This window comes from Sphingorhabdus profundilacus (genome assembly GCF_009769755.1).
Lineage (GTDB): Bacteria > Pseudomonadota > Alphaproteobacteria > Sphingomonadales > Sphingomonadaceae > Sphingorhabdus_B > Sphingorhabdus_B profundilacus.
Genome location: NZ_SDWJ01000001.1, coordinates 689,130 through 715,103, shown reverse-complemented (window position 1 = coordinate 715,103; position 25,974 = coordinate 689,130). Strand labels below are relative to the sequence as shown.

Here is a 25,974-nt window from a genome sequence, read left to right as displayed (position 1 = left end):
TTTGGGAACGTAAGCGCGCCTCTATCGTTCTGCCTTTGATTTGGCAATGTTGCGCGGAGATAAAGATTTATATTCGATAATAGCGGTGATATAGTTGACTAAGGCACCTTGAATACAAATATCTAAGTGTAATGACGCACCCTATCCAACCTTAAGGAGTTCCGAAATGGCCGAAACCGCGAAACCGAAAACAGCCGCAAAGACTGCTGCGAAGCCGAAAGCTGCGCCGAAAGCGTCTGTCCCGAAAAAACCTGCGGCGACGGCCAAAAAAGCGCCTGTATCCAAGGCGATGGTAAAGGCTGCTCCGGCCAAGGGCAAAACCGAAAATGTTACCGCAAAGGTCAAGTCAGATATGAATGATTTCAAGGCAAAAGCCACCGATAGCGCCAAAGCCGCCGCTGAAAAAGGCAAGGAACGTGCCACTGAAGCCGTTGGCAGCATTGGCAAGCTGATCCGCGATAGCGCAGCGACCATCGATGAAAATGTCGGCAAACAATATGGCGATTATGCCCGGGGCGCAGCGGATGCCGTTGACGGTTTTGCGACCAAGCTGGACGCAAAAGATGTTGACGCACTCGCCGAAGACGCACGGCAATTTGTTCGCAAAAGCCCGGCAATTGCCATTGGCGCGGCGGCTGCGGTCGGCTTTGTTCTGGCGCGTTTGTTCCGTTCAGGCGGGAAAGATTCCTGAATTACGAACGGCAGCATTGCCATTTACGGCCTCTGGTCGTTAAGCAGGTGGAATGACGGACGACCATGACCCCAAGACCATAGACCGGTCGGATGAAAAATCCGCCGCGTCGCCCGTTGAACAGATAACACTGGTGCTCGATGATGTGCGTGCTTTGGTGAAGGCCGAACTGCGCTATTTTCAAACCCGGCTCGACTATAGCCGTTATGTTATGAAATGGTCGCTGCTTTTTGGTGTGATCGCTATCATCACCCTAAGCGGCGCAGCCATTGCCCTTATTTTAGGCACCTTGTTAACTTTGGCACCGCATATCGGGCCCGGCAGCGCAACATTGGTTACGGTCGCCGGGTTTCTGGTCATCGGCCTGACATCCGCTTTGGCCGCGAGACATTGGATGAAAAAAGTCCATTTCACCGACATAGAGAATGATGATCATGACAGAATTTAAAGAGCCGGGGGGTACCGACCGAAAATCCGTAATTCTGTCAGATGCCGAGCGCAGGAACCTGCGCCGGAAACTGCGCGAGACGGTTGGAATAGCGCAAGATGTCCTGCACCCGCGAAACCAGATGAAATTGCTGGTAGACAAAGGCAAGGCCGAGGCGACGCGGATCGCCGGTTCGGCCACCCGATTGGCCAGAAAAAACGCCCCTATCATTGGTGCGGTTGGATTAGGCGCATTATTATTTGCCGCGCGCCGTCCTATTTCGAAATGGATTTCAACGCGGCGACAGGGTAGAAGCAAACCGCCAGTAGGCGAATGACACAGGAACTTTGATATGAGCAAGATCGGCGAAAGCATCAAAACCGCAACTGAGAGTGCAAAAGAAGGCCTGGCATCTGCCAAGGCCCGGACCGGCAAGACCAGTGCAGCGGCCCGTGAAAAAGCCGCTGAGGCCTATGAAAAAGGACGGGAAGCAGCCACAAGGAGCGTGCAGCAGTCGCGTGAATATGCACATAAAGCCGCCGAGAAAACCAGCAGCGGTATAGACAAAAATCCACTGGCCATCGTCCTGGGCGGCATCGCCATCGGCGCGATTGTCGGTGCGCTGTTGCCGCGTACAGAACGTGAAACCCGTTTGATGGGCAAGACCGGCAAGAAGCTGAACAAAAAGGCCAAGGAAATGGCAAAGGCCGCAAAATCTGCGGGCAAAGACAAGGTGGACAGCCTCGGCCTCAATGGCGATGCGGTCCGCGACCAGTTTCGGGATCTGGTCAGCAAAGCGGCTGAAGCGGTAAAGGCAGCGGGGCAAGCCGCAACCGAGGCTGCGAAAAAGAAAGATTAAGGGGCAGGAATTTGACTGAAGCAAAATTGCATATGGTGTTCGGGGGCCGGGTGAGAGACCCCCAGACTTTGGAATTTACCGATCTGGACAAACTCGACATTGTCGGGATGTTCGCCGATTATGCCACCGCCGAAGAAGCATGGCGGGCCGCCGCGCAAAAGACGGTCGATGATGCCGAAATGAAATATGTCGTGGTGCATCTGCATAAATTGCTGCAACCGCAGGATTGATTTGTGTTTAGGCGGGGCTACTTGCTCCCCAATCGTTTAGGCCTTGTTTTTTCGTCAGAAGGAAAAAGGCAATAAGGAAGAATAAGGGAAAATTGTGTGCTGCAAGGCAGCGCCTTTTTTCTTCTTTATCTTATTCCTTTCGACGAAAATTCCCCTGCTCCGGCATGGTTCACGCCTTGCGGTATCGCCATAAAAGCAACGGCCTGGCCAGAAACAGGCCGGCAACAAAGCCGCCAATATGCGACCAGATCGCAATGCTTATGCCCAAATCCGGTCCGACAAAACCTAAAGCCAGGTTCAGCCCCACCCATGCAAGTGTAAGATGCAGGGGCCGGGCGATGTGGGCGGGGACCGGTCCCCATGCCTTGGGTTGTTGGTTGGGAAACAACAATACATAGGCACCGATGATCGAAGAAATAGCGCCACTCGCACCTATGGCAGGGGCCATCATACCGGCAGACATCGGCCATTGCATGACAGCGGCAAGCCACTCGGTTCCGGCAGCCGCATATGCCCCGACCAGATAAAGTCCAAGATACAGGTTGCCACCCAAAACCCGTTCGACCATTTTACCGATCAACAACAGCATCAACATGTTCATCACCACATGCATGATACCGCCGTGCAGAAACGCAGCGCTTAACGGTGTAAGCATGGCGGGAACCAGAAAACCCATCCCTGCAAATGCGGAACTGTCGCCGCTTAACCGGATCGGAAACAACCCGCCTGCAACCACTGCATATTGCCACCATATCGGAACCAGCAAGACAACGGCAATCGCCAGATTGACGATAACAAGCGCATTGGTAACAGGGCCGCGAACCATATTCATGGTGCCACCAACTGCGTCATGGTTCAAATAAACTCGATTTTCGATACGAGATAATATTTGTCGCCCGAAGGCACCGTAACTTCGACTTCGTCCTCGACCACACGGCCGATCAGGGCGCGGCCCAAGGGTGAATTATAGGAAATACGGCCCGCCTTGGCATCCGCTTCGGTTTCACCAACCAGCTGGTATCGAACGGGCTTGTCGTCTTCATCCATCAACGTAACGGTTGCGCCAAATACAATCTTGTCGCCCGACAGGGTCGACGGGTCGATTATCTGTGCGCGGCCGATTTTGTCTTCAATCTCGTTAATTGCGGCTTCGACTTGGCCCTGACGCTCTTTCGCGGCGTGATATTCGGCGTTTTCCGACAAGTCGCCATGCGCGCGCGCTTCCTCGATTGCTTCGACAATCAACGGACGCTCGTCACGAAAGCGCTTCAGGTCGGTCGTCAGCTTTTCATAGCCTTCGGCCAACATCGGATATTTTTCAAAACTCGCCATTGTGGCCTAACCCTTCATTCTGACGTCTTCGTCACAAAATCTTCCCCACCGGAGGAGCGGTCAAACCCATCCGATATGCAGTTTCAAATATATGGGAGGAATACTGCTTGGCCTAATAATAGTCCTGAAGTGGTCGAACTTCAAGTTGCCGTTGCTGCAAGGACGCAATCGCCTGTGCCACAGCGACACTTCCAGCGGCTGTCGTATATTGCGAAACCTTGCCAACCAGCGCGGAACGGCGGATTTCTTCGCTGTCTTTCAGGCTCTGCCACCCTTCCGTCGTGTTGAAAATCAGGTGGATTTCGCCATCCTTGATCTTGTCGACGATATGCGGGCGGCCCTGTGCGACCTTGTTCACCCGCTCGACTTCGATTCCCTGCGCCAACAGATAGTCTGCGGTGCCACCGGTTGCACACACGGTAAAGCCGCATTCGATGGCCTGCCTGACCGCAGGAACGATGACCGGCTTGTCGCTGTCCTTCACCGACACAAAAAGTTTACCGCCCATCGGCGGCGGCATCCGCGCGCCGATCTGCGATTTCGCAAAGGCTGTCGCGAAATCCTTGTCGATACCCATGACTTCGCCGGTCGACTTCATTTCGGGCGAAAGCACAGGGTCGACGCCCGGAAAACGGTCAAACGGGAACACCGCCTCCTTGACCGCAATATAATCGATATCGAGATTGATCGGCGGCAAGTCCTTGAGCTTTTCGCCCGCCATGACCCGCGCAGCAATCTTGGCAATCGGCGCGCCAATGGCTTTGGCAACGAAGGGCACCGTCCGGCTTGCCCGTGGATTGACCTCGATCAGATAGACCTTGCCATCCTTGACCGCGAACTGGACATTCATCAGCCCGCGGACGCGCAGGTTGAACGCCAGCAATTCGGCCTGACGCCGTATTTCCGCGATGATGTCGACGGGCAGACTGTAAGGCGGTATGGTGCAGGCGGAATCGCCGCTGTGCACCCCGGCTTCCTCAATATGCTGGAGGATTCCGGCCACAACCACATCGTCACCGTCGCAAATCGCGTCGACATCGACTTCGATGGCGTCACGCAGATAGCTGTCGATCAAGACCGGCGAGTCGCCGGAAACGATCACGGCGGTCTGGATATAGTTTTCGAGCTGCGCCTGCGTGTCGACAATTTCCATGGCCCGGCCACCGAGCACATAGGAAGGACGCATCAACACGGGATAGCCAATCTTATCGGCCACCGCGATGGCCTCTTCGCGGCTGCGCGCGATACCGTTTTCGGGCTGCCGTAGCTTGAGCTTGTTGATCAGCGCGGCAAAACGCTCTCGGTCTTCGGCAAGATCAATCGCGTCAGGCGACGTACCAAGGATAGGAATACCGGCCGCTTCCAGCGACTTGGCCAAATTCAGCGGGGTTTGCCCGCCAAATTGCACGATCACACCCTTCAGCGTGCCCTTTTGCTGCTCGACATGCAGGATTTCGAGCACATCTTCGGCGGTTAACGGTTCGAAATAAAGCCGGTCGGATGTGTCATAGTCGGTGGACACCGTTTCGGGATTGCAGTTGACCATGATCGTCTCATAGCCCGCATCCGCCAGTGCAAAGCAGGCATGGACGCAGCAATAGTCGAACTCAATCCCCTGCCCGATGCGGTTCGGACCGCCGCCCAAGATCACGATCTTCTCGCGATCCGACGGCTGGCTCTCGCATTCGGGCGCACCAAAGCTGGGCGCTTCATAGGTCGAATACATATAAGGCGTCTTCGCCTCGAATTCGGCGGCGCAGGTGTCGATGCGCTTGAACACGGGACGGACGCCCAGTTTGTGGCGCAGCGTGCGGACTTCTTCCTCGGTCACCGCACCGGCCATGGCGCGTGCAGCCTGCATCGCAATGCCGGAGCCGTGGCGCACAGCCGTTTCCATGCCGGGCCGGATATTGAGCGATTCCACCGCCAGATAGGCAAGACGTTTATCCGAAAAACCCATCGCCTTCAGACGACGCAGCGCCTCGGGGCCATTGGGCAGGCCGTTGGCCTTGATGGCATTTTCTTCGGCAATGATTTCTTCGAGCCGCTCCAGAAACCATGGATCGAACTTGGCGATGGCGTGAATTTCCGCAACGCTCATGCCCTCACGCAGCGCCTGGGCCGCGACCAGCAAGCGGTCCGGCGTGGCCCGCGACAGTTCGGCGGATAGTGCATCTTTCGACGCGCCGCGCAGCGCATCGATATAGTTGAAGCCCGAAAGCCCGGTTTCCAGACCGCGCAAGGCCTTCTGCATGCTTTCGTGGATGTTGCGGCCAATCGCCATCACCTCACCCACCGACTTCATGGCGGTGTGCAGCAACGGTTCGGCACCCTTGAACTTTTCAAAGGCGAAGCGCGGGATTTTGGTGACGACATAGTCAATCGTCGGTTCGAACGATGCTGGCGTCGCGCCGGTAATGTCGTTGGTGATCTCGTCGAGCGTATAGCCCACCGCCAGCTTCGCCGCGACCTTGGCAATGGGGAAGCCGGTGGCCTTGGACGCCAACGCCGACGACCGCGACACGCGCGGGTTCATCTCGATAACGATCAGGCGGCCGTCAGCAGGATTGACTGCGAACTGTACGTTCGAACCGCCTGTTTCTACACCGATTTCACGCAAGCAGGCGATGCTGGCGTTACGCATGATCTGATATTCCTTATCGGTCAGCGTCAGCGCAGGGGCGACCGTGATCGAGTCGCCGGTATGCACGCCCATCGGGTCGATGTTCTCGATGGAGCAAATGATGATGGCGTTGTCGTTGCGGTCGCGCACGACCTCCATCTCATATTCTTTCCAGCCGAGCAGTGATTCCTCGATCAGAACCTCGGTCGTGGGCGAGGCATCCAAGCCACCGGTCACGATCTGGATGAACTCGTCGCGATTATAGGCGATCCCGCCGCCGGTGCCGCCCATGGTGAAGCTTGGACGGATAATCGCAGGCAAGCCGGTGCGTTCCAGCACTTCCAGCGCCTCGTCCAGCGAATGCGCGATGCCCGAGCGCGCCGATTCCAGCCCGATCTTGGTCATCGCATCGCGGAATTTGATCCGGTCCTCGGCCTTGTCGATCGCCTCGGCATCCGCGCCGATCATCTCGACACCATATTTCGCCAGTGTGCCGTCGTTGAACAGCGCCAGCGCGACGTTCAGCGCCGTCTGCCCACCCATCGTAGGGAGCACCGCGTCGGGGCGCTCTTTTTCGATGATCTTGGCCACGATTTCAGGCGCAATCGGCTCGACATAGGTAGCATCGGCCATGTCCGGATCGGTCATAATCGTCGCCGGATTGGAGTTGACGAGGATGATGCGATACCCCTCCTCACGCAGCGCCTTGCACGCTTGCGTCCCCGAATAGTCAAATTCGCACGCTTGCCCGATAATGATCGGGCCTGCACCGATGATCAGGATGGAGGAGATGTCGGTTCTTTTGGGCATTATAATCCTAGTAGCGGGCCAAGTAGTTCAATCAAGATAACAGCAAGCTGCCCGATAATTCCTCCAGCAAATTCTTTAGCTAGCCATGCAAGGGCTGTTCCCAACACGGCGCTCAACGCAACCACACGGACTGAAGGACCTTTTAGAAGCTCTTCGCTCGCGCGCAATTCGGCTAAAATCCGTTCTCTTTCTGTCAGTTTTCCGTCGTCGTCATTATGTCCGCGGATAACGTTCGCAATTTCATCTATCTTCCCGATAATTTCATCGCGAAGGTCTGAGTTATCATCTAACCTTACAATTCGGTCAGACGCGGGAATTTGAACCGAAGGTTGTTCAAGGATAGGCCGCCCAAGATTAATTTCGCTTTCACCGAACTTCGACGCCGCATTTTCTAAAAACTTTCTGCCAATAACGTTATATTTGTAAATTAGTGAATTAGTGTTTTCTGAGCCCAATTGGTTTAGCTGAGACAATTTCGGGTATGTGAATCTGTAAAATTCGCCCGCCATTTCGTCGTGGATGAGTTCAGCGGCACCACCTTCTAGTGCGCGCGCTAGGACGTGTTCTAACACATCGGTTGATATGTCTATTCCTACGAGCCAACGTATGTTGGCTAGTATCGAAGCTTTATCGACGAATGTTTGCTCCAAATACTTTGTTTGTTTTACAGCTTCACTAATGAAAGCTGCCTCCACGTAGTCTGTCAGCATCATAGTCATTTCGTCTTCATCATCCCCGCAAATTTCTCGAAGAGATAATGGCTGTCCTGCGGCCCCGGAGAGGCCTCGGGGTGATATTGGACGCTGAAGGCTGGCTGGTCGACCAGTTCAAAGCCACAATTTGACCCGTCAAACAGGCTGGTATGCGTCGCTTTGGCATTGGCGGGGAGCGTTTCCGCATCGACCGCAAAGCCATGGTTCATGCTCGTAATCTCGACCGCGCCATCGGACAGGCGCTTGACCGGGTGGTTTGCGCCGCGGTGGCCTTGATGCATCTTCTCCGTCGTCGCGCCGACTGCGAGGGCGAGCATCTGGTGGCCGAGGCAAATGCCGAACAGCGGCTTTTTCGTTTCCAGCCATTGCTGGATGACCGGCACGGCATATACCCCCGTCGCAGCGGGGTCGCCGGGGCCGTTGGAGAGGAACAGGCCATCGGGCGCGTGGGCAATGATGTCCTCGAAACTCGCGGTGGCGGAAACGACGGTGACGTCACAACCGACATCGACCAGATTGCGGAGGATATTGTGCTTGATGCCATAATCGATGGCGACGACGCGTGGTTTTGGCTTTTGGGGTATCTCGACGTCGCTCGATACGAACGGTGAAAGAGAGGCCGGTGATTTATTCCCGTTCGTGTCGAGCGTAGTCGAGACACCAGTCGGCACAACAAAACCCTCACCCAATTTCCACAAACCCTTGTCCCAGCCATAGGTCTGCAACGTCGTCACATCCTTGGCGAGATCCATGCCTTCCAACCCGGCCCAAGCCTTTGCCTTTGCGAGCAAAGTTGGCACATCAAATTTACCATTCGCCGAATGCGCGATTACCGCATTGGGCGCGCCATTGATGCGGATCAGGCGGGTCAGCGCGCGGGTATCGACGCCGGAAATGCCGATGCGGCCATTGGCCGTCATCCAGCTATCGAAATGCTGCGTGCTACGGAAATTTGACGGGTCGGTCACATCCTGACGCACGATCGCGCCCAGTGCATGGGGGTTCAGCGCCTCCACATCCTCAGGGTTAGTGCCGACATTGCCGATATGGGGAAAGGTGAAGTTGATGATTTGCCCGGCATAGGATGGGTCGGTCATGACCTCTTGATAGCCGGTCATCGCGGTGTTGAAGCAGACTTCGCCCACCGCATGTCCTTCGGCACCAAAGCCCCTGCCCCAGACGACCTCGCCAGACGCCAATACCAATACGCCTGTCGCTCCGGTGGGCGCGCGCGTAGAGGTGGGGTCGGCCATGATTGGGGTCGCTCCGGTCAGAAAATTGCAGCAATGTCGCTAAGGCACCGCGCCTAGACATGGCGGGCCGAAGCGTCAATGCGGAAAACGAGAAAGTTGTGGAATAGTAATTCCCAAGCTACGGGCTTGATCGTCACCCTGAACTCGTTTCAGGGTCCATTTATTCGATCAATCTCTGCCCTTTGCCGCACAATAGACCTTGAAACAAGTTCAGGGTGACGGTGTGTGGATGATTGGCTATCGTTATCGATTACCTTCATTGAGAGAAAATCATGATTCGTGACACCATAAAAGCCGCCCAGATTACCGCCATGAAAGCAGGCGAAAAAGACCGCCTCGCCGCCGTTCGCCTTATCCTTGCCAAGATCAAGGACCGCGACATCGAATTGCGAACCGCGTCGGTATTGCCGGATGATGACGCGATGGTCGTCGAAGTCATGCAGAAGATGATCAAGCAACGCCGCGAATCCATTGCGTTGTACGAACAGGGCGGCCGCACGGAGTTGGCCGCTGTAGAAGCGGCGGAACTTGCCATCATCGAAGAATTCCTACCCGCGCAAATGTCCGAGGCCGAAACCAGCGCCGCCATCGAAGGCATCAAGGCCGAACTCGGCGCCTCCACCGTCAAGGATATGGGCCGCGTGATGGCAACCCTAAAAGAACGCCACGGCCCACAGCTTGATATGAGCAAGGCCAGCGGGTTGGTGAAAGCGGCTTTGGCCTGAAGTGTCCCTAACCCCGCAATGGCTAGACGAACTCCGTTCGCGGATCACGCTTTCCGCGTTGATCGGCCGTACCGTAAAGGTTACCAAGGCGGGGCGGGAGCATAAGGCCTGTTGTCCTTTCCATAATGAAAAGACGCCCAGTTTCACGATCAACGATGAAAAGGGCTTCTACCATTGTTTCGGCTGCTCCGCGCATGGCGATGCCATAAGGTGGATGACGGACCAGCGCGGGCTGTCGTTTATGGACGCGATCAAGGAGCTCGCGGCCGAAGCAGGCATGGAGGTGCCTGCGGCGGATCCGAAGGCCGCGCAACGTGCTGAAAAAGCAAATAATTTATATGATGTCATGACGGCGGCGCAGGACTGGTTTGTGCAGCAGCTGCAAGGCGTCGACGGCGCGGGCGCGCGGGCCTATCTGCAGAAACGTGGTTTTTCGGCGAAGACTATCCAGGAATTCGGTTTCGGATTGGCCCCAGACAACCGCACTGCGCTCAAATCCGCCTTGCAGAAATTCGGAAACCCCATGCTGGTCGAGGCGGGCCTGCTGATCGCGGTGGACGACAAGGAACCCTATGACCGGTTCCGTGGCCGTCTGATGATCCCGATCCGCGACCCGCGCGGGCGCGTCATTGCCTTTGGCGGGCGCATATTGGGGGATGGCGAGCCCAAATATCTGAACTCCCCCGATACGCCGTTGTTCGACAAGGGGCGCACGCTTTACAATCTCGACAAATGCTCCCCCGCCTCGCGTAAAACAGGCCGGGTGATAGTGGTCGAAGGCTATATGGACGTCATCGCCATCGCACAGGCGGGGTTTGCCGACGCTGTCGCACCGCTGGGAACCGCTTTGACGGAGCAACAGATCCAGATGCTGTGGCGCATGACCGAAAAGCCCCTGCTCTGCTTCGATGGCGACAGCGCCGGACAGAAAGCCGCCATGCGCGCCGCCTTGCGGGCGCTGCCCTTGCTGAAACCCGGCCACAGCCTGCAATTTGTGACCATGCCGCAGGGGCAAGACCCCGATGATCTGGTCAAGAAATCAGGGCCGAAGGCGCTCGCCGAACTTCTGGATGCATCAGAACCGCTGGTCGAGCGTCTCTGGCGGAACGAAGTGGCCGCCGGGCCGCTCGATACCCCCGAAGACCGCGCCGGCCTGAAACAACGGTTGGGCGGGCATATGGCGAATATCGCCGATGGTGAAATCCGCCGTCACTATGCCGATGCCTTTCGCGAACGGTTCGATACTCTATTCGCCGCCAAACCTCGTCCAGCATTTCAACCAGGTGCCACCCCGCGCAAGGGTGGTGGGAAAGACTGGCGTAAACCGCAAATCCTGCCACCGGGCGCTGAAACCAAAAGCTTTAACGCGAAAAATTCCGACTTTCTGGTGCAAGGCGTGTTGGGCGCTCTTTTACGAAACCCGGCCCTGATCGAAAGTCATCATGAGGCATTGAGCGACTTCATTCCCGCCGACCCGAATCACGCAAAATTGCTGGGCGCGATGCTTGATGCAAGTTTTGCCAAAGAATCGCTTGATACAGACGGGTTAATTACCATATTGGACGAGAAGTTGTATAATGTCGCCATATCGCTGCTCCACAGCAACGGCAAAGTCTTTGCCTTTAACCGTGGAGAAGTCGGGGTGGAAAGCGGCGGGTTGTCCAACGCTTCAAAGGAATTGGGTGAAGCAATCAGGCTGATGAAGCAGCGTCCCGCGCTGGAAGAAGCTCTGGAACGTGCCACATTGCGGGCAAGTTCAGAGATGACCGACGAGACTTTTGCAGAACAGCAACGATTGCGCGCCGAGAAAAAGGCATTTGACGACCGCATTATCGCATTTTTTCGGCGCGATGCGGATGGTTTATAGAATTTACGGGGAATTATTTTGGCAAGTCGCGCAAATGAAAATGAAGAAGATATGTCCGAAAATGGTGATGCACCACTGATCGACCTGAATGATGCGACCGTCAAAAAGCTGCTTGCCAAGGCGAAGCGCCGGGGTTTCCTGACCTATGACGAACTGAACGCTGCCCTGCCGCAGGACCAGATGTCTTCGGAGCAGATTGAGGATGTCATGTCCGCAATCAACGACATGGGTGTGCAGATTGTTGAAAATGAAGAAGCGGGCGAAGACAGCGAGGATGATCAGGAGGAAGAAGTCGAAACCATCGACAATATCTCCGAAAACGACCCCCGCTCGCTGACCAACACGACCAAGAAGACCGGGACGGGCGAACGCACCGATGACCCTGTGCGTATGTATCTGCGCGAAATGGGCGCGGTTGAGCTGCTCAGTCGCGAAGGCGAAATCGCGATTGCCAAGCGCATCGAATCCGGCCGCGACACCATGATCCTCGGCCTGTGCGAAAGCCCGATCACCTTCCACGCCATTATCGACTGGTCCAATGCGCTGAACGACGGCAATATGCAGTTGCGCGAAATCCTCGATCTGGACGCCATGTTGTCCAAGGAACCTGCGCCCGAAAGCCTGACCGAAGATGGTGAGGAAGAAGGCGATGGCGAAATCAGCGAAAAGACCGCTGGGCCATCCTATAAAGAAGAAGAAGAAGTCGAAGACGAGCCGGAAACGGCCGACGACGACGATGACGATATGACCGAGCGCCGCGCGCGTCCTGTGGAGGAAGAGGAAGAGGACAACACCCTCAGCCTCGCGCAGATGGAAGAAGCGCTGAAGCCTGCGGCTTTGGAGCGTTTTGCCAAGATCGCATCGCTGTTCAAGAAATTCTCCAACATCCAGCTCGACCGTATGCGCGCGCTGAATGCCGGTGAAGATTTCTCCACCGCCTCGGAAAATAAATATCACAAATTGCGCGAAGAATTGACCGCCGAGGTGGAATCGGTCCAGTTTCACGCGAACAAGATCGAATATCTGGTCGACCAGTTATATTCGTTCAACCGTCGTTTGACTGCCCTTGGCGGCCAGATGCTGCGCTTGGCCGAACGGCATAAAGTTCCGCGCAAGGCGTTTCTCGACAGCTATATGGGCCATGAGCTTGACGAAAACTGGCTGACCGACGTTGCCAATATTGACAAGAAATGGACCGCCTTTGCAACCAACGAGGCCGATGGCGTAGAACGTATCCGCGCCGAAATCGCCGACATTGCCGCGAATACAGGCATGAGCCTGAACGAATTCCGCCGCATCGTGAACATGGTGCAAAAAGGCGAGCGCGAGGCGCGTATCGCCAAGAAGGAAATGGTCGAGGCCAATCTGCGCCTCGTGATTTCCATCGCCAAAAAGTACACCAACCGCGGACTTCAGTTCCTCGACCTCATTCAGGAAGGCAATATCGGCCTGATGAAGGCGGTCGATAAGTTCGAATATCGCCGCGGCTACAAGTTCAGCACTTACGCAACCTGGTGGATCCGGCAGGCCATTACCCGCTCGATCGCCGATCAGGCGCGCACCATCCGCATTCCGGTGCACATGATCGAAACGATCAACAAATTGGTTCGCACGAGCCGCCAGTTCCTGCATGAACAGGGCCGCGAGCCGACACCGGAGGAAATGGCCGAGCGCCTTTCCATGCCGCTGGAAAAGGTCCGTAAGGTGATGAAAATCGCCAAGGAACCGATCAGCCTTGAAACCCCGATCGGGGATGAGGAAGACAGCCATCTGGGTGACTTCATCGAGGATAAGAATGCGATCATCCCTGTGGATGCCGCCATTCAGGCGAACCTCAAGGAAACGGTGACCCGCGTCCTTGCCTCCCTCACCCCGCGTGAAGAACGTGTTTTGCGTATGCGCTTTGGTATCGGCATGAACACCGACCACACGTTGGAAGAAGTCGGCCAGCAGTTCAGCGTGACCCGCGAACGTATCCGGCAGATCGAGGCAAAAGCGCTGCGTAAGCTGAAACACCCAAGCCGGAGCCGCAAGATGCGGTCGTTCTTAGACCAGTAATAATCGGGTTAAGCGGTTGGCGTTCTGCCAATCGCTTCCTCAATCGGCTCTTTCAGCATCAGCGCGCCCGGCACACTTAAATGGTGGCTGTCGAAATATAACGGCGCGCCATGTGCAAAGGTCAGACAACGTGATGTCGGGCAAAATACCCGGGCTGGGTAAACGCGGGTCAGCAGTCGGTGGTGGCCAAGCTCACCCAAAATCCGGGTCGCCCGCCATTGCCGTTCCACATAAAGATTTTTCGACACTGTAAAATCAGCCGGATTTTCGCCTCTCGTACTCATCAAGGCGAGCGTTTGTGGAATATTATATCCGGTTTCAGGAATCGGATAGACCAGCACGACATGCTTCCCATTGGCCATCAATATCTGCACAAGATTTCGGATGCCGTCCCTGAAATGGTGCCGCGCTGCATCGCTGAATAATGGATAAGGCTCTCCATCAGGGCCGATCAACTTTGGCGCGCCATTATTGGTTTCAGCTTCGCCCGTCGAAACAAAGCGCCCTTCGAGATAGAGTGACCAGCGCGCCGCCAAGATAACGGTGCGGATTTCATCATTCTTCAAAACATAATCGAGCCGCTTGCGATTGCCTTCGACACATTCAACGCTGGTCCCTGCGCCTAAAAGCGGTGGACATTGCGGCGATGCGCCATAGACAATTCCTGATCCGCTATCCTTTGCCACTTGATCCAGCGCACCGAACAAAGCGCCAGCGTGGGAGTCGCCCCACAGAAACACGGAGGCATTTTTAGGGTTTCCAATCGTGCACCGCGAATTGACCGCAAGTTGCAGTTCAACCTTTTCGCAAATATCGGATTCCGGGTTCATCGATTTTTCATAGGACGCAAGCTTGACGGTCCGGTCCTTGAACCTGTCCGGCAACCCGCCGCTGAAATAGATGGCAGCCGAAACGCAGGTGACAAGAAATATCGATGCACCGCCCAATGCAAACACAGACCGCTGCGGCGTTTCGTCATAGGGCCGCCGGAACGGCATTTCGATAAATCTCCACGACAGATAGCCAATCGCGATCGCCGCCGCCGAAAGCCCGACATTTTGGAGCAACGTCAGTCGTCCGATAACCATATAATTGACGAAAACGAACAAAGGCCAGTGCCACAGATAAACCGAATAGGAAATTTGTCCGACAAAGCGTAATCCGGAAATGGACAATAATCGTCCGGTTGCCACATCCTTCCCTGCCCAGATCAGCAATGCGGTTCCCAAACATGGGACCAGCGCCACTGCGCCCGGAAAAACGGTCAAATCATCAAAAATGATAAATGTGCCGGCCAAAATGGTCAGGCCGGCAAGTCCCGCAACTGTCGCGGTCAATCGATGCTCGGGTTGTTTGAAAAGACCCACCGCCAGCAAGGCACCGACCAAAAATTCCCACATCCTAAATGGCATCAGGTAAAATGCGGTCGACTGATCCAAATGGGTCATCCAGACACAGGCGGCAAATGATATCGTCGCCATGGCCAGTAAAATGCTTTTGATATGTATCGGCCATTTTCGCAATATCAGCATCAATATCACCGGATAGATGATATAAACCTGCTCCTCGACCGCGAGAGACCATGTATGCAACAGGACTCGGACCTTGGCATCGCCTTCAAAATAGCCGGTCTGGGTCCAATAGGCGATGTTCGAAACAAAGGCTGCCGCGCCAAAGGCATTGCGCGACATATAGGTAAAGTCTTGAGGTAAAAGAATGATGGCCCCCGCCACAAGCGCCACCAACAACATTGCAAAAAGTGCAGGGAAAAGACGCCTGATCCGCCGTTCATAAAAGCGCAGCAGCGAAAAATTATCATCGGCAATTTCGCCAACGATCAACCGTGAAATCAGGAACCCCGAAATCACGAAGAATATGTCAACGCCGACATAACCGCCCGGCACAAAACCCAGGTCGGCATGAAAAAACAGCACCGCAAGCACGGCAATGGCCCGAAGTCCATCGATGTCAGGGCGGTACGCGAGCGCCGAACCTGCCTTTGGGCCGCTATCATTCATTGATCTATGTCCCGGGCCTTGCCAATAGTCGCACGAAAAAGCGCCATCAAAGCATAGCCTGACTGTGCCGATTGTCATTTAAGCATTGGTATTACCCAGTAATAGCCGAACCACGCCAATCAGCGATGTTACGGCATTTTCCTGACCGTGCCTGCAATTTCCCCCTCATTGAACGCATCTGTATGCAAGTTGAGGACTATCAGGCCATCATCCAATGATTTGACAAAATCTTCAAAATTTAGCGTGGATTGAAGTGTCTTTGCACCAATTTCATATTGGTAATCTTTGAGATTCACTTGAAAACCGTCAGATGTCGATGAATATGCCGCGCCATAAGGGACAGGTAGCGCAAGTTCCGAATTTCCCACAAAACTGCCCGTCGCGGAATCATACGCCCCATATTTATGAAAATGTATTGGCCCAATCGGCGTTTCCATGAGCCGGTCCCACAAATCCGCAATCGTCAGTCCTTTAACCGCGATAAGCACATTTACCGATTTGGTCTGGGTATCGACCTGAAGCATCGCCGTCCCGGTTGCTTCTGATCCCGTGCCTTTAGGGCTTAAATTGCCATCAAGCAGGACTTCATAATTTCTGACCTCGGCATAAGCCGGCGTCGCTGCCGACATGCACAAACAAAAAATAGCCAGAAAAATGTTAGATTTGAAATGCACGTGCATCGCCGAGATGCGCCTTATGTTTAAAATTAACAAAATTTCGCGAAATCTTTGCATGATTTAAAACCTCCCAAATCGAACTTAGGGTCAGGACCACTTATATGCGATCAGATGCTAATGTAAAAACAGGGCTTTGCACATGAAATATACTGACCGTGCAGGAGGAATGGATGCAAGGAAATGCAATTTTTTCGGCTTTTCTTAAGTCCTATATTATTCAACTATATAAGCCTTGATATTGGAATCATCGGGCGGGTCGCCTGATAGGGAATTTGCGTAAAGCCGTTTCGAATCGGGTTATGCAGACGAAGCAGAATCAAATTTTTCCTTCGTCGAAACCGTCTTTTAAAAGCCTAAAAAAAAGGGCGGCAATCCAACCGGATGACCGCCCCTTTTTGTCTATGTTACGACGTTAGAAACGCAATTTGGTTCCGAAATAGAACCGGCGACCAATAGCGTCATAAGTTCCGGCGTCCGTTTCGGCTCCTGTTGTATTTCCGGGCAGTCCGGAAGGGATAACCGTCGGATCATTACCTAACAGATTATCCACACCGACAAAGAATTCGAACTCATCAGCGGCCCGATAGCGGATTTGGGCATCGGCATAGAATTCCGCTGGAATTCGTGCACGTGGATCGTTTCGTTCAACCTCAAAGCCTGCCAGGAATTGGTCGTCAAGAAATGACTCGCCAATAAATGTGCCTCGTAATGTGAGGTCCACCTTGTTTATGCTGTAATTGGCAGAAACAAAGAATTTGTCCTTCGCAGCGCCGATTTCCCCTGCAAAGAAATCTTTGTCAGAACCCGGTAAGGGAATGACAAACCCGTCGAGCAGGTGGGTGTAGCTTAGTGACAGATTGAGACGTCCGCTAAATACTTCCTGGGTATATGTAGCTGTGAAGTCGAGGCCTTCAGCTTTCAAACCGCCGGAATTGGTAACAGCCGAATCGATTTCATCCAGTGAACCTGCACTGTTTGATCCTTCAGGTGCCGCGCGGCGTTTGATAAAGTCGCAAAAGGATTGCTCGCCTTGTTTGAAGCACTGATCGAGAATGAACTGGCGCGGCGTTGATACGATCGCATCCTTAACCCTGATATTGTAATAGGATGCGGTGAAGCCGAAGTTCCGCAGCGCGTCAATCGAACGAGGATTGATGATAAGACGCGCCGTGAAAGAATCGCCCTTTTCTTCGCCCAACAAAGGATTTCCGCGATCAAAACCGCTTATGCCTTGCAAGTCAGCCTGATTAAGGGTGAATTTTCCATTTTGTGCGATATTCGCATTCACACCCGCAAAGGATCGGCAAACCTCACCCAATTTCCCAGCCGTTGCGGCAGTTACGCCTTCGCACGGATCGATCAGACCAGTAGGAAAATTCTGGCTTGGCGGTGAAAAAAGTTCATTGATGTTCGGCGCACGCGTCGAACGCGCCCAAATGGCAGTAAGCCGGATGTCTTCAACAGGCGAAAAGTCGACGCCACCATTGTAGCTGTACGTCTTTCCGACGGTCGAATAGTCCGAGATTCGTCCAGCGCCGGTCAGCGACAGACTATGTATGAATGTTTCCGACAACAGCGGAACGTTCACTTCGCCATAAAGTTCATACACGTCGAACGAACCAACTGTTCGCGGAATCGCATTGCCGCCATTCAAACCTGCTTGTTGCAGTGCATCAAATTCCGAAAGGCTGAATTCATCGCGATATTCTGCACCAACGGCCAATCCGATGTCACCGGCGCCGAACAGATTGCCCAAGGTGCCATAAGCGTTAACTCCGGCAAGCTTTTGCGTTGTTATGGTGCTCAAAAAACCGGGTGCGTCAATAAAGCGCAACGCATCTGCACTGATGGTGTTGCGACCAAAAATATTGACCGGAACACAGCCATCTTCCTGGGCATCAAGATCGGCACAAACAAGTTTTCCAGCGGCATCACGCTTTACGTTCAATGCATTACGCAAGTTTACAACGTTGAATTGCCCCGACGACACCTGCGATTCAGAGGTTTCACCATAGCTGTAAAACGCATCCCATTTCCAATCGCCAAACAAACCGCCGCGCGCCCCGCCCAGGATGCGGAACGTGTCACGATTTGCCCGGTTTCCGCGAAGAGCGACGTCACTAAGACGACGGGTAAAGGCAACGTCGCGCAGCCCATCACCATTATTGTCTTTTAACAATGCCAGTAATTGCGCTGGAACAAAGGGATTCACCACTATTGCACCTGTCGGTTTGCCATCGGCATCCAGCTGGCGATTTTCGATATTGAAAAAGCCGCCAGTGGCCTTGAACACATCGGCAGAGTCCAAAGGAAAGGGTTCTAATTCCGTCTTTGTTTTCGTCTTGGCATACGTTCCTTCAAAAAAGACCTCAATATCGTCCGAGACGTCATAGCTGGCATTGGTCGCCAGCAGATATCTTTCGGTCGGAATGGCGATTGTTCGGAACGCCGACCGATTGAATCCATCGGCAGGACGGGTTGCGTCGCCATTTGTCGAAAACCCTAAAATGAACTTATTGTTGGCGTCGAAAGTGCCAACACTTACCCCCGGCGCATTAAAGAACCGGCCTTGTGGAGCGAAGCTGGAAAAAAATGGTTGGCGGATTTTGAAAAAATTATCCGGGTCGCGCGTAAAGAACTGGTCTATCGCAGAAATCTCTCGATCCCGTGAAAACACGGCACCTTCTTTGGAATATCCCAAATGGGTCATGAATTTACCGCGGCCGTCGCTGAAAGATCCACCGAAAGTGAGATCGGCCTGACGCCGCAAATCATCGCCTTCTTCGGCAATACCGACCTGTCCGCCTGCCTCGATACCTTCAAAATCGGTTTTATAGATGATGTTTACAACACCTGCGACCGCATCAGAACCGTAAACAGCCGAAGCGCCACCGGTCAGGATATCAACGCGATCGATAAATTGGGTTGGAATCGTGTTGAGATCGACCGAACTGGAACCCGGAACACCTGCAACAAACCGGCGACCATTGACCAAAACCAAAGTCCGCGCGGAACCCAGATTTCGTAAATCGACGGTTGCGGCACCTGCGCTTGCAGTCGAAAAGTTTGAATTGGTACGGCTGATCCCCGGCGTTCCGAAGGCAGGATTTTCAAGCAACAATTCCTGAAGGTTAACAACACCCGATTGCTCGATCGAACCTTCGCTTAATGTTTGCAAAGGCGATGGTGAAGTCAGCCCGTTCACGCTGATACGTGATCCAGTGACGACAATAGCGGCGCCGTCTTCTTCAGCGGCGTCTGCGGCCTCTTGTGCGAAGGAAGGTACCGAGATCAATCCCAGTCCTATCGCAAGTGGCGCAGCAGCGTATTTTATCTTTCTGATATATGTGGATTTCATTGCACGACCCCTAAATTCTGTTTTTGCGACACCAAAGTTGTGTGTCGCAATTTCGTTCAAAATTCCCGGCACTGCAGAATGGCGGAGCGATTCCATGCTCCCCGACGCAATGTTTGACCCAAGATCGTGGATTCCTGACTCAAATCGTCGGTTCAGGCAAAGATAAATATTACTTTAGTTATATAAATATGAGCTGTGTAGCATTTATGTCACATTTATCGGGACATCGATCCATCCCTCACCAGAAAATCTTCCCCTCACGTAAACATGTCATTTAGGAGTTTTTGCTACGCCCCCTCAATCAAGTGCTGTGAAAAGGCCGCTTGATCGTCATGCGGAGTGGGCAATGGACAATCTGGCGCGGCCGGAAAAGGTGAAGGGATTTGGATTATCGTTTACCGACGCCATATTGGCCGACGGGTGCGTTTCCATTGTGCAGCCCCTGGCCGATTTCATCAGCGAAGGTGCGACCCGGCCCGATTTGCGGTCCCCGTTCAAATTTGCGCGAGGTGCGCTGGTTGCCGACATCGCGCATTTTATCAACATATCGCACGGACGGCACCCGGGCATCGTCGACCATGCCGCACACAAAATCGCCGATGATGCGGCGCGCAGTTGGCTGATCAAGGCGATTGATGGCTTTGCAATAGAACGCCAATTTATGAATGCCCTGACCGTTGCGGCGGGGCCGGAACGTCGGCACCATGGTGAAAATAACGTCGCCGCGCTGATCACCGGACAGACCCGCAATTTCGAAATGCTTGCTACGTCCGACCGAAAAGGTTGCCCGGCGGGCGCGGCGCTTGCCTTTGTCATCGACTGGCACCGCAGCCGCCCTTGTCTGGAAGCTGTGGCGCTACACGTGGGCATGGATGTGCCTCCTATTGCCCTGCCGGCCATCGCCGAATGCGCCGATGTCGCCGAAAATCTGGGGGTAACAGATAATTACCGCAGGGCGATGCGCTTTGGCGCTGAACAGATATTGGCACAGCAGCGCGGGTTATGGCGGCTGATTGCAGCGCGTCATATCGAGGCATTGGAAGGTTAAACGTGAGCTTTGTAAATAATGCCGTCGGTGATCTACTGAGGCGTTGACGCATATAGATTTAATGATATCCAAACGCTTCAAGTGTGATTTAAACTAGGGGCGATTAAATGAAAAAACTTGTGATTGTGGCAGCATTAGGTCTTTCTCTTTCAGGCTGCGCCTCGCGCTATGCAGCTACTCCATATCTTGCACCGGCACAGCCTATCCAGACCGTTTCACTTGCACAGGATATCACGCCTTCTGAGGCGAGCGCATTTGAAGTTGCATCGGTAGGGTCCAATTTTGGCTTAATCGGCGCACTGATAGACGCAGGTGTCCAGGACAGCCGTAAAGACCGGGTCAACGAAGCGTTGTCTGGCGTTAAATTTGATGCTGAAATGGAAATGCAGGCGGTTCTCAGCCAAGCTTTGCAAAGCAAGAATATTCAGGTGACTATTTTATCCGGCGAAGATCGTAAAAAGCGCGAGTTTTTGTTGAAATATCCGAAAAATGAAAATGGGCAAGCGACGCTGGACGTCGTCGTGCTGAACTACGGATATATTTCAGCAGGTAGCGGACAACCTTGGCGGCCAACAGTCATGGCTGATGTTCAGTTGGTTGATGCCGACGGCAAACAAATATTGCTGAAAAACCGGATCGCCTATAATGTTGTAAATCCACAACAAGGTATCATAACGCTCTATCCCGATCCGCAATATATCTTCAGCGGTCGGGAAGAAATGATAAACAACCCTGAAAAGTTGGCTGAAGGTTTGCGTGTCGCATTGACTGCGGTTGCGGTAGAATCTGTAAAACTTATTCAGTGAGATTAATTATGAAAAAGGTTGTTTATTTAGCGGCAAGCTGCGCGCTGTTGGCCAGTTGCGCCTCTGGCCCGGGTTTTTCCTCGCCAGTAACCAAATTTGCAGGCGTCAACTGTCTGGCGAAGCCGGATCTGACTACGGCAACAAGTTTGGAGTTCAAGAAAAAGAAGAAGTTTAACGAATTGTCAGTTCCCGTTGTCCAGACATCGAAATGCCTGTCGACTGCAAATGGCGATACACCATTTCAGTTGTTTGCAATTCCTGGAGTTACTCAAAACCGGGTTTTTGAAATCGGCAGCGCAGTTGAACCGTTGCGGGTTTTTTCTCCAGACATTGCCACGCTGGATGGCAATGGCAATGTTGTCAGACGGTTTTCCAAAGACCAGTTTGCATTTCGTGGCGGCGTTTATTCCGTTCAGATGCGGGCGCTAGAGAATGAAAAATTTGTTCTCGTTACAACGGCCCCCCAAGAAGTTGGTAAATTCTTTGATAGTATCCAGACATCAACAAGTACGACGAGTGTTTATACCGGCTTTGGTGCCGCTAACTGGACCAATGGCGTAGACCGGAATTACACCCGGGCATTTTCCTATGAAGGTACAATTATTGCGAGGGTAGTCGACACCACGCCATCAACAAAATAGCCTAAAGTCGCGGCGTGGAAACGACGGCGCAGTTGATGCTTGCATCCTGCGCCGTCGCCACTTAACGAATTAACCGTTCGATTAAGTGATGGGATTTGATGATGCGTTTTGAAGGCACCGACAAATATGTGGCGACCGATGACCTGAAGGTTGCGGTCAACGCGGCGACGAGATTGCGCCGTCCGTTGCTGGTCAAGGGTGAACCGGGCACCGGTAAAACCGTGCTGGCCCAGGAAATTGCGACTGCCCTTGGCGCGCCGCTGATCGAATGGAACATCAAATCCACAACCAAGGCGCATCAGGGCCTGTATGAATATGACGCCGTCGCCCGTCTTCGCGACAGCCAGTTGGGCGACGAGCGGGTGCATGATATCCGCAACTACATCAAAAAAGGCAAATTGTGGGAGGCGTTTACCAGCCCGCAACTGCCCGTGCTGCTGATCGACGAGATCGACAAGGCCGACATCGAATTCCCGAACGACCTGTTGCAGGAACTCGACCGGATGGAGTTCTTCGTTTACGAAACGCAGGAGACGATCAAGGCGGTCGAACGTCCCATCGTCATCATCACCTCGAACAATGAAAAGGAACTGCCCGACGCGTTTCTGCGCCGCTGTTTCTTCCACTATATCAAATTCCCCGACCGAGAAACGATGCAGTCCATCATCGACGTCCACTTCCCCGATATCCAGAAAATCCTGGTGTCGAAGGCGATGGATATTTTCTACGAAGTCCGCGATGTGCCGGGCCTTAAGAAAAAGCCGTCGACGTCGGAACTGCTCGACTGGCTCAAGCTGCTTCTGCACGAAGATATGCCGCTCGACGTTCTGCAATCGCGCGACCCGACCAAGGCGATCCCGCCGCTGCACGGTGCGCTGCTGAAAAACGAGCAGGACGTGATGCTGTTCGAACGCCTTGCCTTCATGGCGCGACGTCAGGGTGGTTAGGGTTTGGGCGGTTAAATCGTATACGCGATTTCGAGGTCGCCCCAACGGCGGCCATTGATCCGCAGCGGAACATAGACATTGCGGACGACCTTATAGGTTTTGCCATCGCCTTCATGTCGGTACACCGCCATGATATAGTCCTTCTCGCTCGCTTTCGCCGTAATGTCGCATCCTTCGAACAGGACGCGGCCGTTGCGGCAATATTTGGTGTCATGCGCCAAATCACCAATGGGCGGGCGCGAATATTCTCTGAGATGGACGGGCAGAAAACCCTTACTACTGCTGCACACCACCGACATGATGGCATCAGGGTCCATCGCCTTGACTGATTCCAGCACCGGTTGCCAGTTCCGCTCGGCCCAGTCAGTCAGGCCCGTTCTGAACCGGGGTGGATTGCTGCCTTCAATCTGCTGCAGATCGGTATCGAACAGTGCGTTCATGGTCAAAGCCCCCTGCCCGATAGCCGCCTCGGTCAGCGTCTCGACCCGACGCGCCTGCGCTGTCGCCAGTTCGACATATTTCAGATCATCCAGCGAAAGCCCGCTATGGACGATCGAATCGAACATTCCGTTGGCAAGGCTTTCCAGCTCGACCAATTGGTGATGCGCTTTGCCGACGGCATTGTACATCGCGCCATTGGCCTCGGCCACGGCATCACGCACGCGCTGCGATTCAATCAGGCTTTGGTGCACATCGGCCGTATTTGCCGCAATTTCACGGCTGCGGTCACCCATTTGACCGATGATATCGCTAACATTGTGGATGAGTTCCTGCAGGCTGGAAAACTGCCGCTGGGCCTCGCTGCTCGTTGAAATACCGTCTTCAATTTGCCCCACAAATTTCGCAGCTTCATTGGAAAGCGAATTGACCGTGCCGGTAATTTCAACCGCCGCAGCGCGTGAATCGAGCGCCAGCTTTTTGACTTCAGCGGCAACCACCGAAAAAGTTTGTCCGGCATCCCCTGCCTTTTCTGCTTCTATCGCGGCATTCAGCGCCAGCATATTGGTGGTCCGCGCAATGGTATCAATCGACTGGGATACCCGTTTGACCTGATCCATCGCGGCGGCAAAACCGGTGATATGCGTGCCAAGATTTCCAATGAGTTCGACCAGACCTGAAAAGCTGGCGAGCGACATTTTTACCGTGTCATTTCCACCCATCAAGCGACTTACCGCTGCTTCGGACAGCGCGCTTGCCTCTGATGTGGCCTGCGTTACTTCGGCAATGTCGGAATCAAGCCGCAACGTAAGTTCGGTCAATTCCGAATGCCGCGTCTTCAGCCAATCGGCAGAATCAAGCGCTTCTTCGAGGACACCGGCGGCTTCCGCGCATCCGATAGTCACGTCGCCGCACATTCTGGATGTATCCCGTACCCATTGGTTTTCGGGAATCTCGATTTTGTCCATCTTCATAGATTGCGGCCTTTTTGACTGGTTCACGCGACCGTACATCCTTATGGTTATCGCTTAGTTAACCCTGTTAGGTTGACGGACACCGCCCAAGTCGGCACAAGCTAACGCCACATATTTGTAAGGGCAGAGCCGGTGTTTTTTTCATTCATGGACGAATTGCGTACCGCGGGAATATCCGCATCGCTCAAGGAACATCTCGCCCTGCTGGAAGCGCTTGAAGCGGACGTTATCGCCCAGAATCCCGAGGAATTCTATTATCTTGCCCGCACCACATTGGTAAAGGACGAGGCGCTGCTTGACCGGTTCGACCAGGTTTTCGGCAAAGTGTTCAAAGGCATCTTTACCGAATATGGTCAGAATCCCATTGATGTCCCATCCGATTGGCTAAAGGCGATTGCCGAAAAATATCTGTCGCCCGAGGAAATGGCCAAAATCGAAAAGATGGGCAGTTGGGACGAGCTGATGGATACGCTGAAAAAACGGCTCGAAGAGCAGGAAAAGCGACATCAGGGCGGCAGCAAATGGATCGGTACCGGCGGCACATCGCCCTATGGCAATTCCGGTTACAATCCCGAAGGCGTCCGCATCGGTGGAGAATCAAAGCATAAACGCGCGGTCAAAGTCTGGGAAAAGCGCGAATTCCAGAATCTCGACCACACCCGTGAACTCGGCACCCGTAACATCAAGATTGCCATGCGCCGCCTGCGCCGCTTTGCGCGCGATGGCGCAGCCGAAGAGCTGGATATCGACGGCACCATCAATGGCACGGCACGTAAAGGCTGGCTGGATATCCAGATGCGGCCCGAACGGCGCAATGCGATCAAGGTGCTCCTGTTGCTGGATGTCGGCGGGTCCATGGACCCCTTCATCAAATTATGTGAAGAATTATTCAGTGCGGCCACGAGCGAGTTCAAAAATTTGGAATTTTTCTACTTCCACAACTGCCCCTATGAAGGACTGTGGAAAGACAATAAGCGCCGTTTCGCGGAGCGCACACCGACCTGGGACGTTCTGCACAAATTCCCGCATGATTATAAAGTCGTCTTGGTCGGCGATGCATCGATGAGCCCTTATGAAATCACGCATCCGGGAGGCTCGGTCGAACATTTCAACGAGGAATCGGGCGCGGTCTGGCTCCACCGGATCAGCAACACCTACCCCGCCACTGTGTGGCTGAACCCCGTGCCCGAAAAGCAGTGGGGCTATTCGCAATCGACCAAGATCATCAAGGAAGTGATCAACGACCGGATGTATCCGCTGACGCTGGAGGGGCTGGATGATGCTATGCGGGAGTTGAGCCGGAAGCATGGGCATTGAGCGGGCTTTGCTGCTGACAGTTTTTTTCGCTGCTTTTATTTTTCGCTAGAAGGAAAAAGACAAAAAGGAAGAAGACGGCAGTTTAATACTTACAAATCATTGTGTTGATTGGCGGTCGGTTTTGTGCGAGTCCGTACATGCGACGTTTTACACGAGATTTGT

At 53.8% G+C, this 25,974-nt stretch carries 22 protein-coding genes; 13 read left to right on the top strand and 9 right to left on the bottom strand.

What is annotated here, in order from left to right:
* Positions 1-166: 166 nt before the first annotated feature.
* From EUU23_RS03270 to EUU23_RS03250, 5 genes are read left to right on the top strand one after another with little or no spacing between them, the layout of a single operon-like run.
* Positions 167-691: a hypothetical protein gene (locus tag EUU23_RS03270; RefSeq protein WP_160352678.1), complete on the top strand. Its 525-nt coding sequence runs from the start codon at positions 167-169 to the stop codon at positions 689-691.
* 52 nt (positions 692-743) lie between these two features.
* Positions 744-1,139 carry a phage holin family protein gene (locus EUU23_RS03265; protein ID WP_160352677.1) on the top strand — a complete coding sequence of 132 codons (396 nt, stop codon included), beginning with the start codon at positions 744-746 and terminating at the stop codon, positions 1,137-1,139.
* Positions 1,117-1,455 (top strand): hypothetical protein, encoded by a 339-nt coding sequence (locus tag EUU23_RS03260; protein WP_160352676.1) that lies wholly within the window; start codon positions 1,117-1,119, stop codon positions 1,453-1,455. Before EUU23_RS03265 ends, EUU23_RS03260 begins: the two co-directional genes overlap by 23 nt.
* A gap of 15 nt (positions 1,456-1,470) precedes the next feature.
* Positions 1,471-1,977, top strand: a complete 507-nt coding sequence (locus EUU23_RS03255) for a DUF883 family protein (protein WP_160352675.1) — start codon at positions 1,471-1,473, stop codon at positions 1,975-1,977.
* A gap of 32 nt (positions 1,978-2,009) precedes the next feature.
* On the top strand, positions 2,010-2,207 hold the full coding sequence (locus EUU23_RS03250) for a DUF4170 domain-containing protein (RefSeq protein WP_160353512.1): 198 nt from the start codon (positions 2,010-2,012) through the stop codon (positions 2,205-2,207).
* A 169-nt stretch (positions 2,208-2,376) separates the two neighbouring features.
* On the opposite strand, the gene EUU23_RS03245 is transcribed toward EUU23_RS03250, so the two are convergent.
* The 5 genes from EUU23_RS03245 to carA all read right to left on the bottom strand — a co-directional run bounded on the left by EUU23_RS03245 (position 2,377) and on the right by carA (position 8,938).
* Positions 2,377-3,039, bottom strand: coding sequence for a rhomboid family intramembrane serine protease (locus tag EUU23_RS03245; protein WP_246156057.1), 663 nt, complete (start codon positions 3,037-3,039; stop codon positions 2,377-2,379).
* A 23-nt stretch (positions 3,040-3,062) separates the two neighbouring features.
* The gene (gene greA / locus EUU23_RS03240) at positions 3,063-3,539 is read right to left on the bottom strand and encodes a transcription elongation factor GreA (RefSeq protein WP_160352674.1); all 477 of its coding nucleotides are present in this window, start codon (positions 3,537-3,539) and stop codon (positions 3,063-3,065) included.
* 112 nt (positions 3,540-3,651) lie between these two features.
* Complete coding sequence (carB, locus tag EUU23_RS03235; RefSeq protein WP_160352673.1) at positions 3,652-6,972, bottom strand: carbamoyl-phosphate synthase large subunit; 3,321 nt, start codon at positions 6,970-6,972, stop codon at positions 3,652-3,654.
* Positions 6,972-7,685: a hypothetical protein gene (locus EUU23_RS03230; RefSeq protein WP_160352672.1), complete on the bottom strand. Its 714-nt coding sequence runs from the start codon at positions 7,683-7,685 to the stop codon at positions 6,972-6,974. The genes carB and EUU23_RS03230 overlap by 1 nt, the downstream gene beginning before the upstream one ends.
* 2 nt (positions 7,686-7,687) lie before the next feature.
* Positions 7,688-8,938, bottom strand: coding sequence for a glutamine-hydrolyzing carbamoyl-phosphate synthase small subunit (carA, locus tag EUU23_RS03225; RefSeq protein ID WP_160352671.1), 1,251 nt, complete (start codon positions 8,936-8,938; stop codon positions 7,688-7,690).
* 272 nt (positions 8,939-9,210) lie between these two features.
* Between carA and EUU23_RS03220 the strand changes: the two genes are divergently transcribed.
* Genes EUU23_RS03220 through rpoD form a run of 3 tightly spaced genes read left to right on the top strand, consistent with a single transcriptional unit; the run spans position 9,211 to position 13,588 of the window.
* The gene (locus EUU23_RS03220) at positions 9,211-9,663 is read left to right on the top strand and encodes a GatB/YqeY domain-containing protein (RefSeq protein WP_160352670.1); all 453 of its coding nucleotides are present in this window, start codon (positions 9,211-9,213) and stop codon (positions 9,661-9,663) included.
* A 1-nt stretch (position 9,664) separates the two neighbouring features.
* Positions 9,665-11,530: a DNA primase gene (gene dnaG / locus EUU23_RS03215; protein WP_160352669.1), complete on the top strand. Its 1,866-nt coding sequence runs from the start codon at positions 9,665-9,667 to the stop codon at positions 11,528-11,530.
* A 51-nt stretch (positions 11,531-11,581) separates the two neighbouring features.
* Positions 11,582-13,588, top strand: a complete 2,007-nt coding sequence (gene rpoD / locus EUU23_RS03210) for an RNA polymerase sigma factor RpoD (RefSeq protein WP_246156242.1) — start codon at positions 11,582-11,584, stop codon at positions 13,586-13,588.
* Between the two features lie 8 nt (positions 13,589-13,596).
* Here the strand turns inward: rpoD and EUU23_RS03205 are convergent, their stop codons facing one another.
* From EUU23_RS03205 to EUU23_RS03195, 3 genes are all read right to left on the bottom strand, one after another.
* A complete protein-coding gene (locus tag EUU23_RS03205) occupies positions 13,597-15,606 on the bottom strand; it encodes an acyltransferase family protein (protein ID WP_160352667.1) in 2,010 nt (669 codons plus the stop codon).
* A gap of 128 nt (positions 15,607-15,734) precedes the next feature.
* Positions 15,735-16,235, bottom strand: coding sequence for a CHRD domain-containing protein (locus tag EUU23_RS03200; RefSeq protein WP_160352666.1), 501 nt, complete (start codon positions 16,233-16,235; stop codon positions 15,735-15,737).
* 460 nt (positions 16,236-16,695) lie between these two features.
* Entirely contained in the window at positions 16,696-19,641 is a 2,946-nt protein-coding gene (locus tag EUU23_RS03195) for a TonB-dependent receptor domain-containing protein (protein ID WP_160352665.1), read from the bottom strand.
* Between the two features lie 310 nt (positions 19,642-19,951).
* Here EUU23_RS03195 and EUU23_RS03190 point away from each other — a divergent pair, with 310 nt between their 5' ends.
* The 4 genes from EUU23_RS03190 (at position 19,952) to EUU23_RS03175 (ending at position 23,083) form a co-directional block, all read left to right on the top strand.
* Positions 19,952-20,689 (top strand): DUF6975 family protein, encoded by a 738-nt coding sequence (locus EUU23_RS03190; RefSeq protein ID WP_160352664.1) that lies wholly within the window; start codon positions 19,952-19,954, stop codon positions 20,687-20,689.
* 107 nt (positions 20,690-20,796) lie between these two features.
* Positions 20,797-21,495 (top strand): hypothetical protein, encoded by a 699-nt coding sequence (locus EUU23_RS03185; RefSeq protein ID WP_160352663.1) that lies wholly within the window; start codon positions 20,797-20,799, stop codon positions 21,493-21,495.
* Positions 21,496-21,503: 8 nt separating this feature from the next.
* Positions 21,504-22,136, top strand: coding sequence for a MalM family protein (locus EUU23_RS03180; protein ID WP_160352662.1), 633 nt, complete (start codon positions 21,504-21,506; stop codon positions 22,134-22,136).
* Positions 22,137-22,237: 101 nt separating this feature from the next.
* A complete protein-coding gene (locus tag EUU23_RS03175; protein ID WP_160353510.1) occupies positions 22,238-23,083 on the top strand; it encodes an AAA family ATPase in 846 nt (281 codons plus the stop codon).
* Positions 23,084-23,094: 11 nt separating this feature from the next.
* On the opposite strand, the gene EUU23_RS03170 is transcribed toward EUU23_RS03175, so the two are convergent.
* Positions 23,095-24,495 (bottom strand): methyl-accepting chemotaxis protein, encoded by a 1,401-nt coding sequence (locus EUU23_RS03170; protein ID WP_160352661.1) that lies wholly within the window; start codon positions 24,493-24,495, stop codon positions 23,095-23,097.
* Between the two features lie 132 nt (positions 24,496-24,627).
* Here EUU23_RS03170 and EUU23_RS03165 point away from each other — a divergent pair, with 132 nt between their 5' ends.
* Positions 24,628-25,812, top strand: a complete 1,185-nt coding sequence (locus tag EUU23_RS03165) for a VWA domain-containing protein (RefSeq protein ID WP_160352660.1) — start codon at positions 24,628-24,630, stop codon at positions 25,810-25,812.
* Positions 25,813-25,974 lie beyond the last annotated feature (162 nt).

Excerpts from the sequence above, each read along its gene's own strand:
- greA (WP_160352674.1), bottom strand. The coding sequence starts at position 3,539 with ATGGCGAGTTTTGAAAAATATCCGATGTTGGCCGAAGGCTATGAAAAG.
- EUU23_RS03180 (WP_160352662.1), top strand. The coding sequence starts at position 21,504 with ATGAAAAAGGTTGTTTATTTAGCGGCAAGCTGCGCGCTGTTGGCCAGT.
- EUU23_RS03185 (WP_160352663.1), top strand. The coding sequence starts at position 20,797 with ATGAAAAAACTTGTGATTGTGGCAGCATTAGGTCTTTCTCTTTCAGGC.
- EUU23_RS03230 (WP_160352672.1), bottom strand. The coding sequence starts at position 7,685 with ATGATGCTGACAGACTACGTGGAGGCAGCTTTCATTAGTGAAGCTGTA.
- EUU23_RS03260 (WP_160352676.1), top strand. The coding sequence starts at position 1,117 with ATGATGATCATGACAGAATTTAAAGAGCCGGGGGGTACCGACCGAAAA.
- EUU23_RS03200 (WP_160352666.1), bottom strand. The coding sequence starts at position 16,235 with ATGTCGGCAGCGACGCCGGCTTATGCCGAGGTCAGAAATTATGAAGTC.
- EUU23_RS03250 (WP_160353512.1), top strand. The coding sequence starts at position 2,010 with ATGGTGTTCGGGGGCCGGGTGAGAGACCCCCAGACTTTGGAATTTACC.
- EUU23_RS03245 (WP_246156057.1), bottom strand. The coding sequence starts at position 3,039 with ATGAATATGGTTCGCGGCCCTGTTACCAATGCGCTTGTTATCGTCAAT.
- EUU23_RS03265 (WP_160352677.1), top strand. The coding sequence starts at position 744 with ATGACGGACGACCATGACCCCAAGACCATAGACCGGTCGGATGAAAAA.
- EUU23_RS03270 (WP_160352678.1), top strand. The coding sequence starts at position 167 with ATGGCCGAAACCGCGAAACCGAAAACAGCCGCAAAGACTGCTGCGAAG.
- EUU23_RS03195 (WP_160352665.1), bottom strand. The coding sequence starts at position 19,641 with ATGAAATCCACATATATCAGAAAGATAAAATACGCTGCTGCGCCACTT.
- EUU23_RS03170 (WP_160352661.1), bottom strand. The coding sequence starts at position 24,495 with ATGAAGATGGACAAAATCGAGATTCCCGAAAACCAATGGGTACGGGAT.
- carA (WP_160352671.1), bottom strand. The coding sequence starts at position 8,938 with ATGGCCGACCCCACCTCTACGCGCGCGCCCACCGGAGCGACAGGCGTA.
- EUU23_RS03205 (WP_160352667.1), bottom strand. The coding sequence starts at position 15,606 with ATGAATGATAGCGGCCCAAAGGCAGGTTCGGCGCTCGCGTACCGCCCT.
- rpoD (WP_246156242.1), top strand. The coding sequence starts at position 11,582 with ATGTCCGAAAATGGTGATGCACCACTGATCGACCTGAATGATGCGACC.
- EUU23_RS03220 (WP_160352670.1), top strand. The coding sequence starts at position 9,211 with ATGATTCGTGACACCATAAAAGCCGCCCAGATTACCGCCATGAAAGCA.
- EUU23_RS03255 (WP_160352675.1), top strand. The coding sequence starts at position 1,471 with ATGAGCAAGATCGGCGAAAGCATCAAAACCGCAACTGAGAGTGCAAAA.
- carB (WP_160352673.1), bottom strand. The coding sequence starts at position 6,972 with ATGCCCAAAAGAACCGACATCTCCTCCATCCTGATCATCGGTGCAGGC.
- EUU23_RS03175 (WP_160353510.1), top strand. The coding sequence starts at position 22,238 with ATGCGTTTTGAAGGCACCGACAAATATGTGGCGACCGATGACCTGAAG.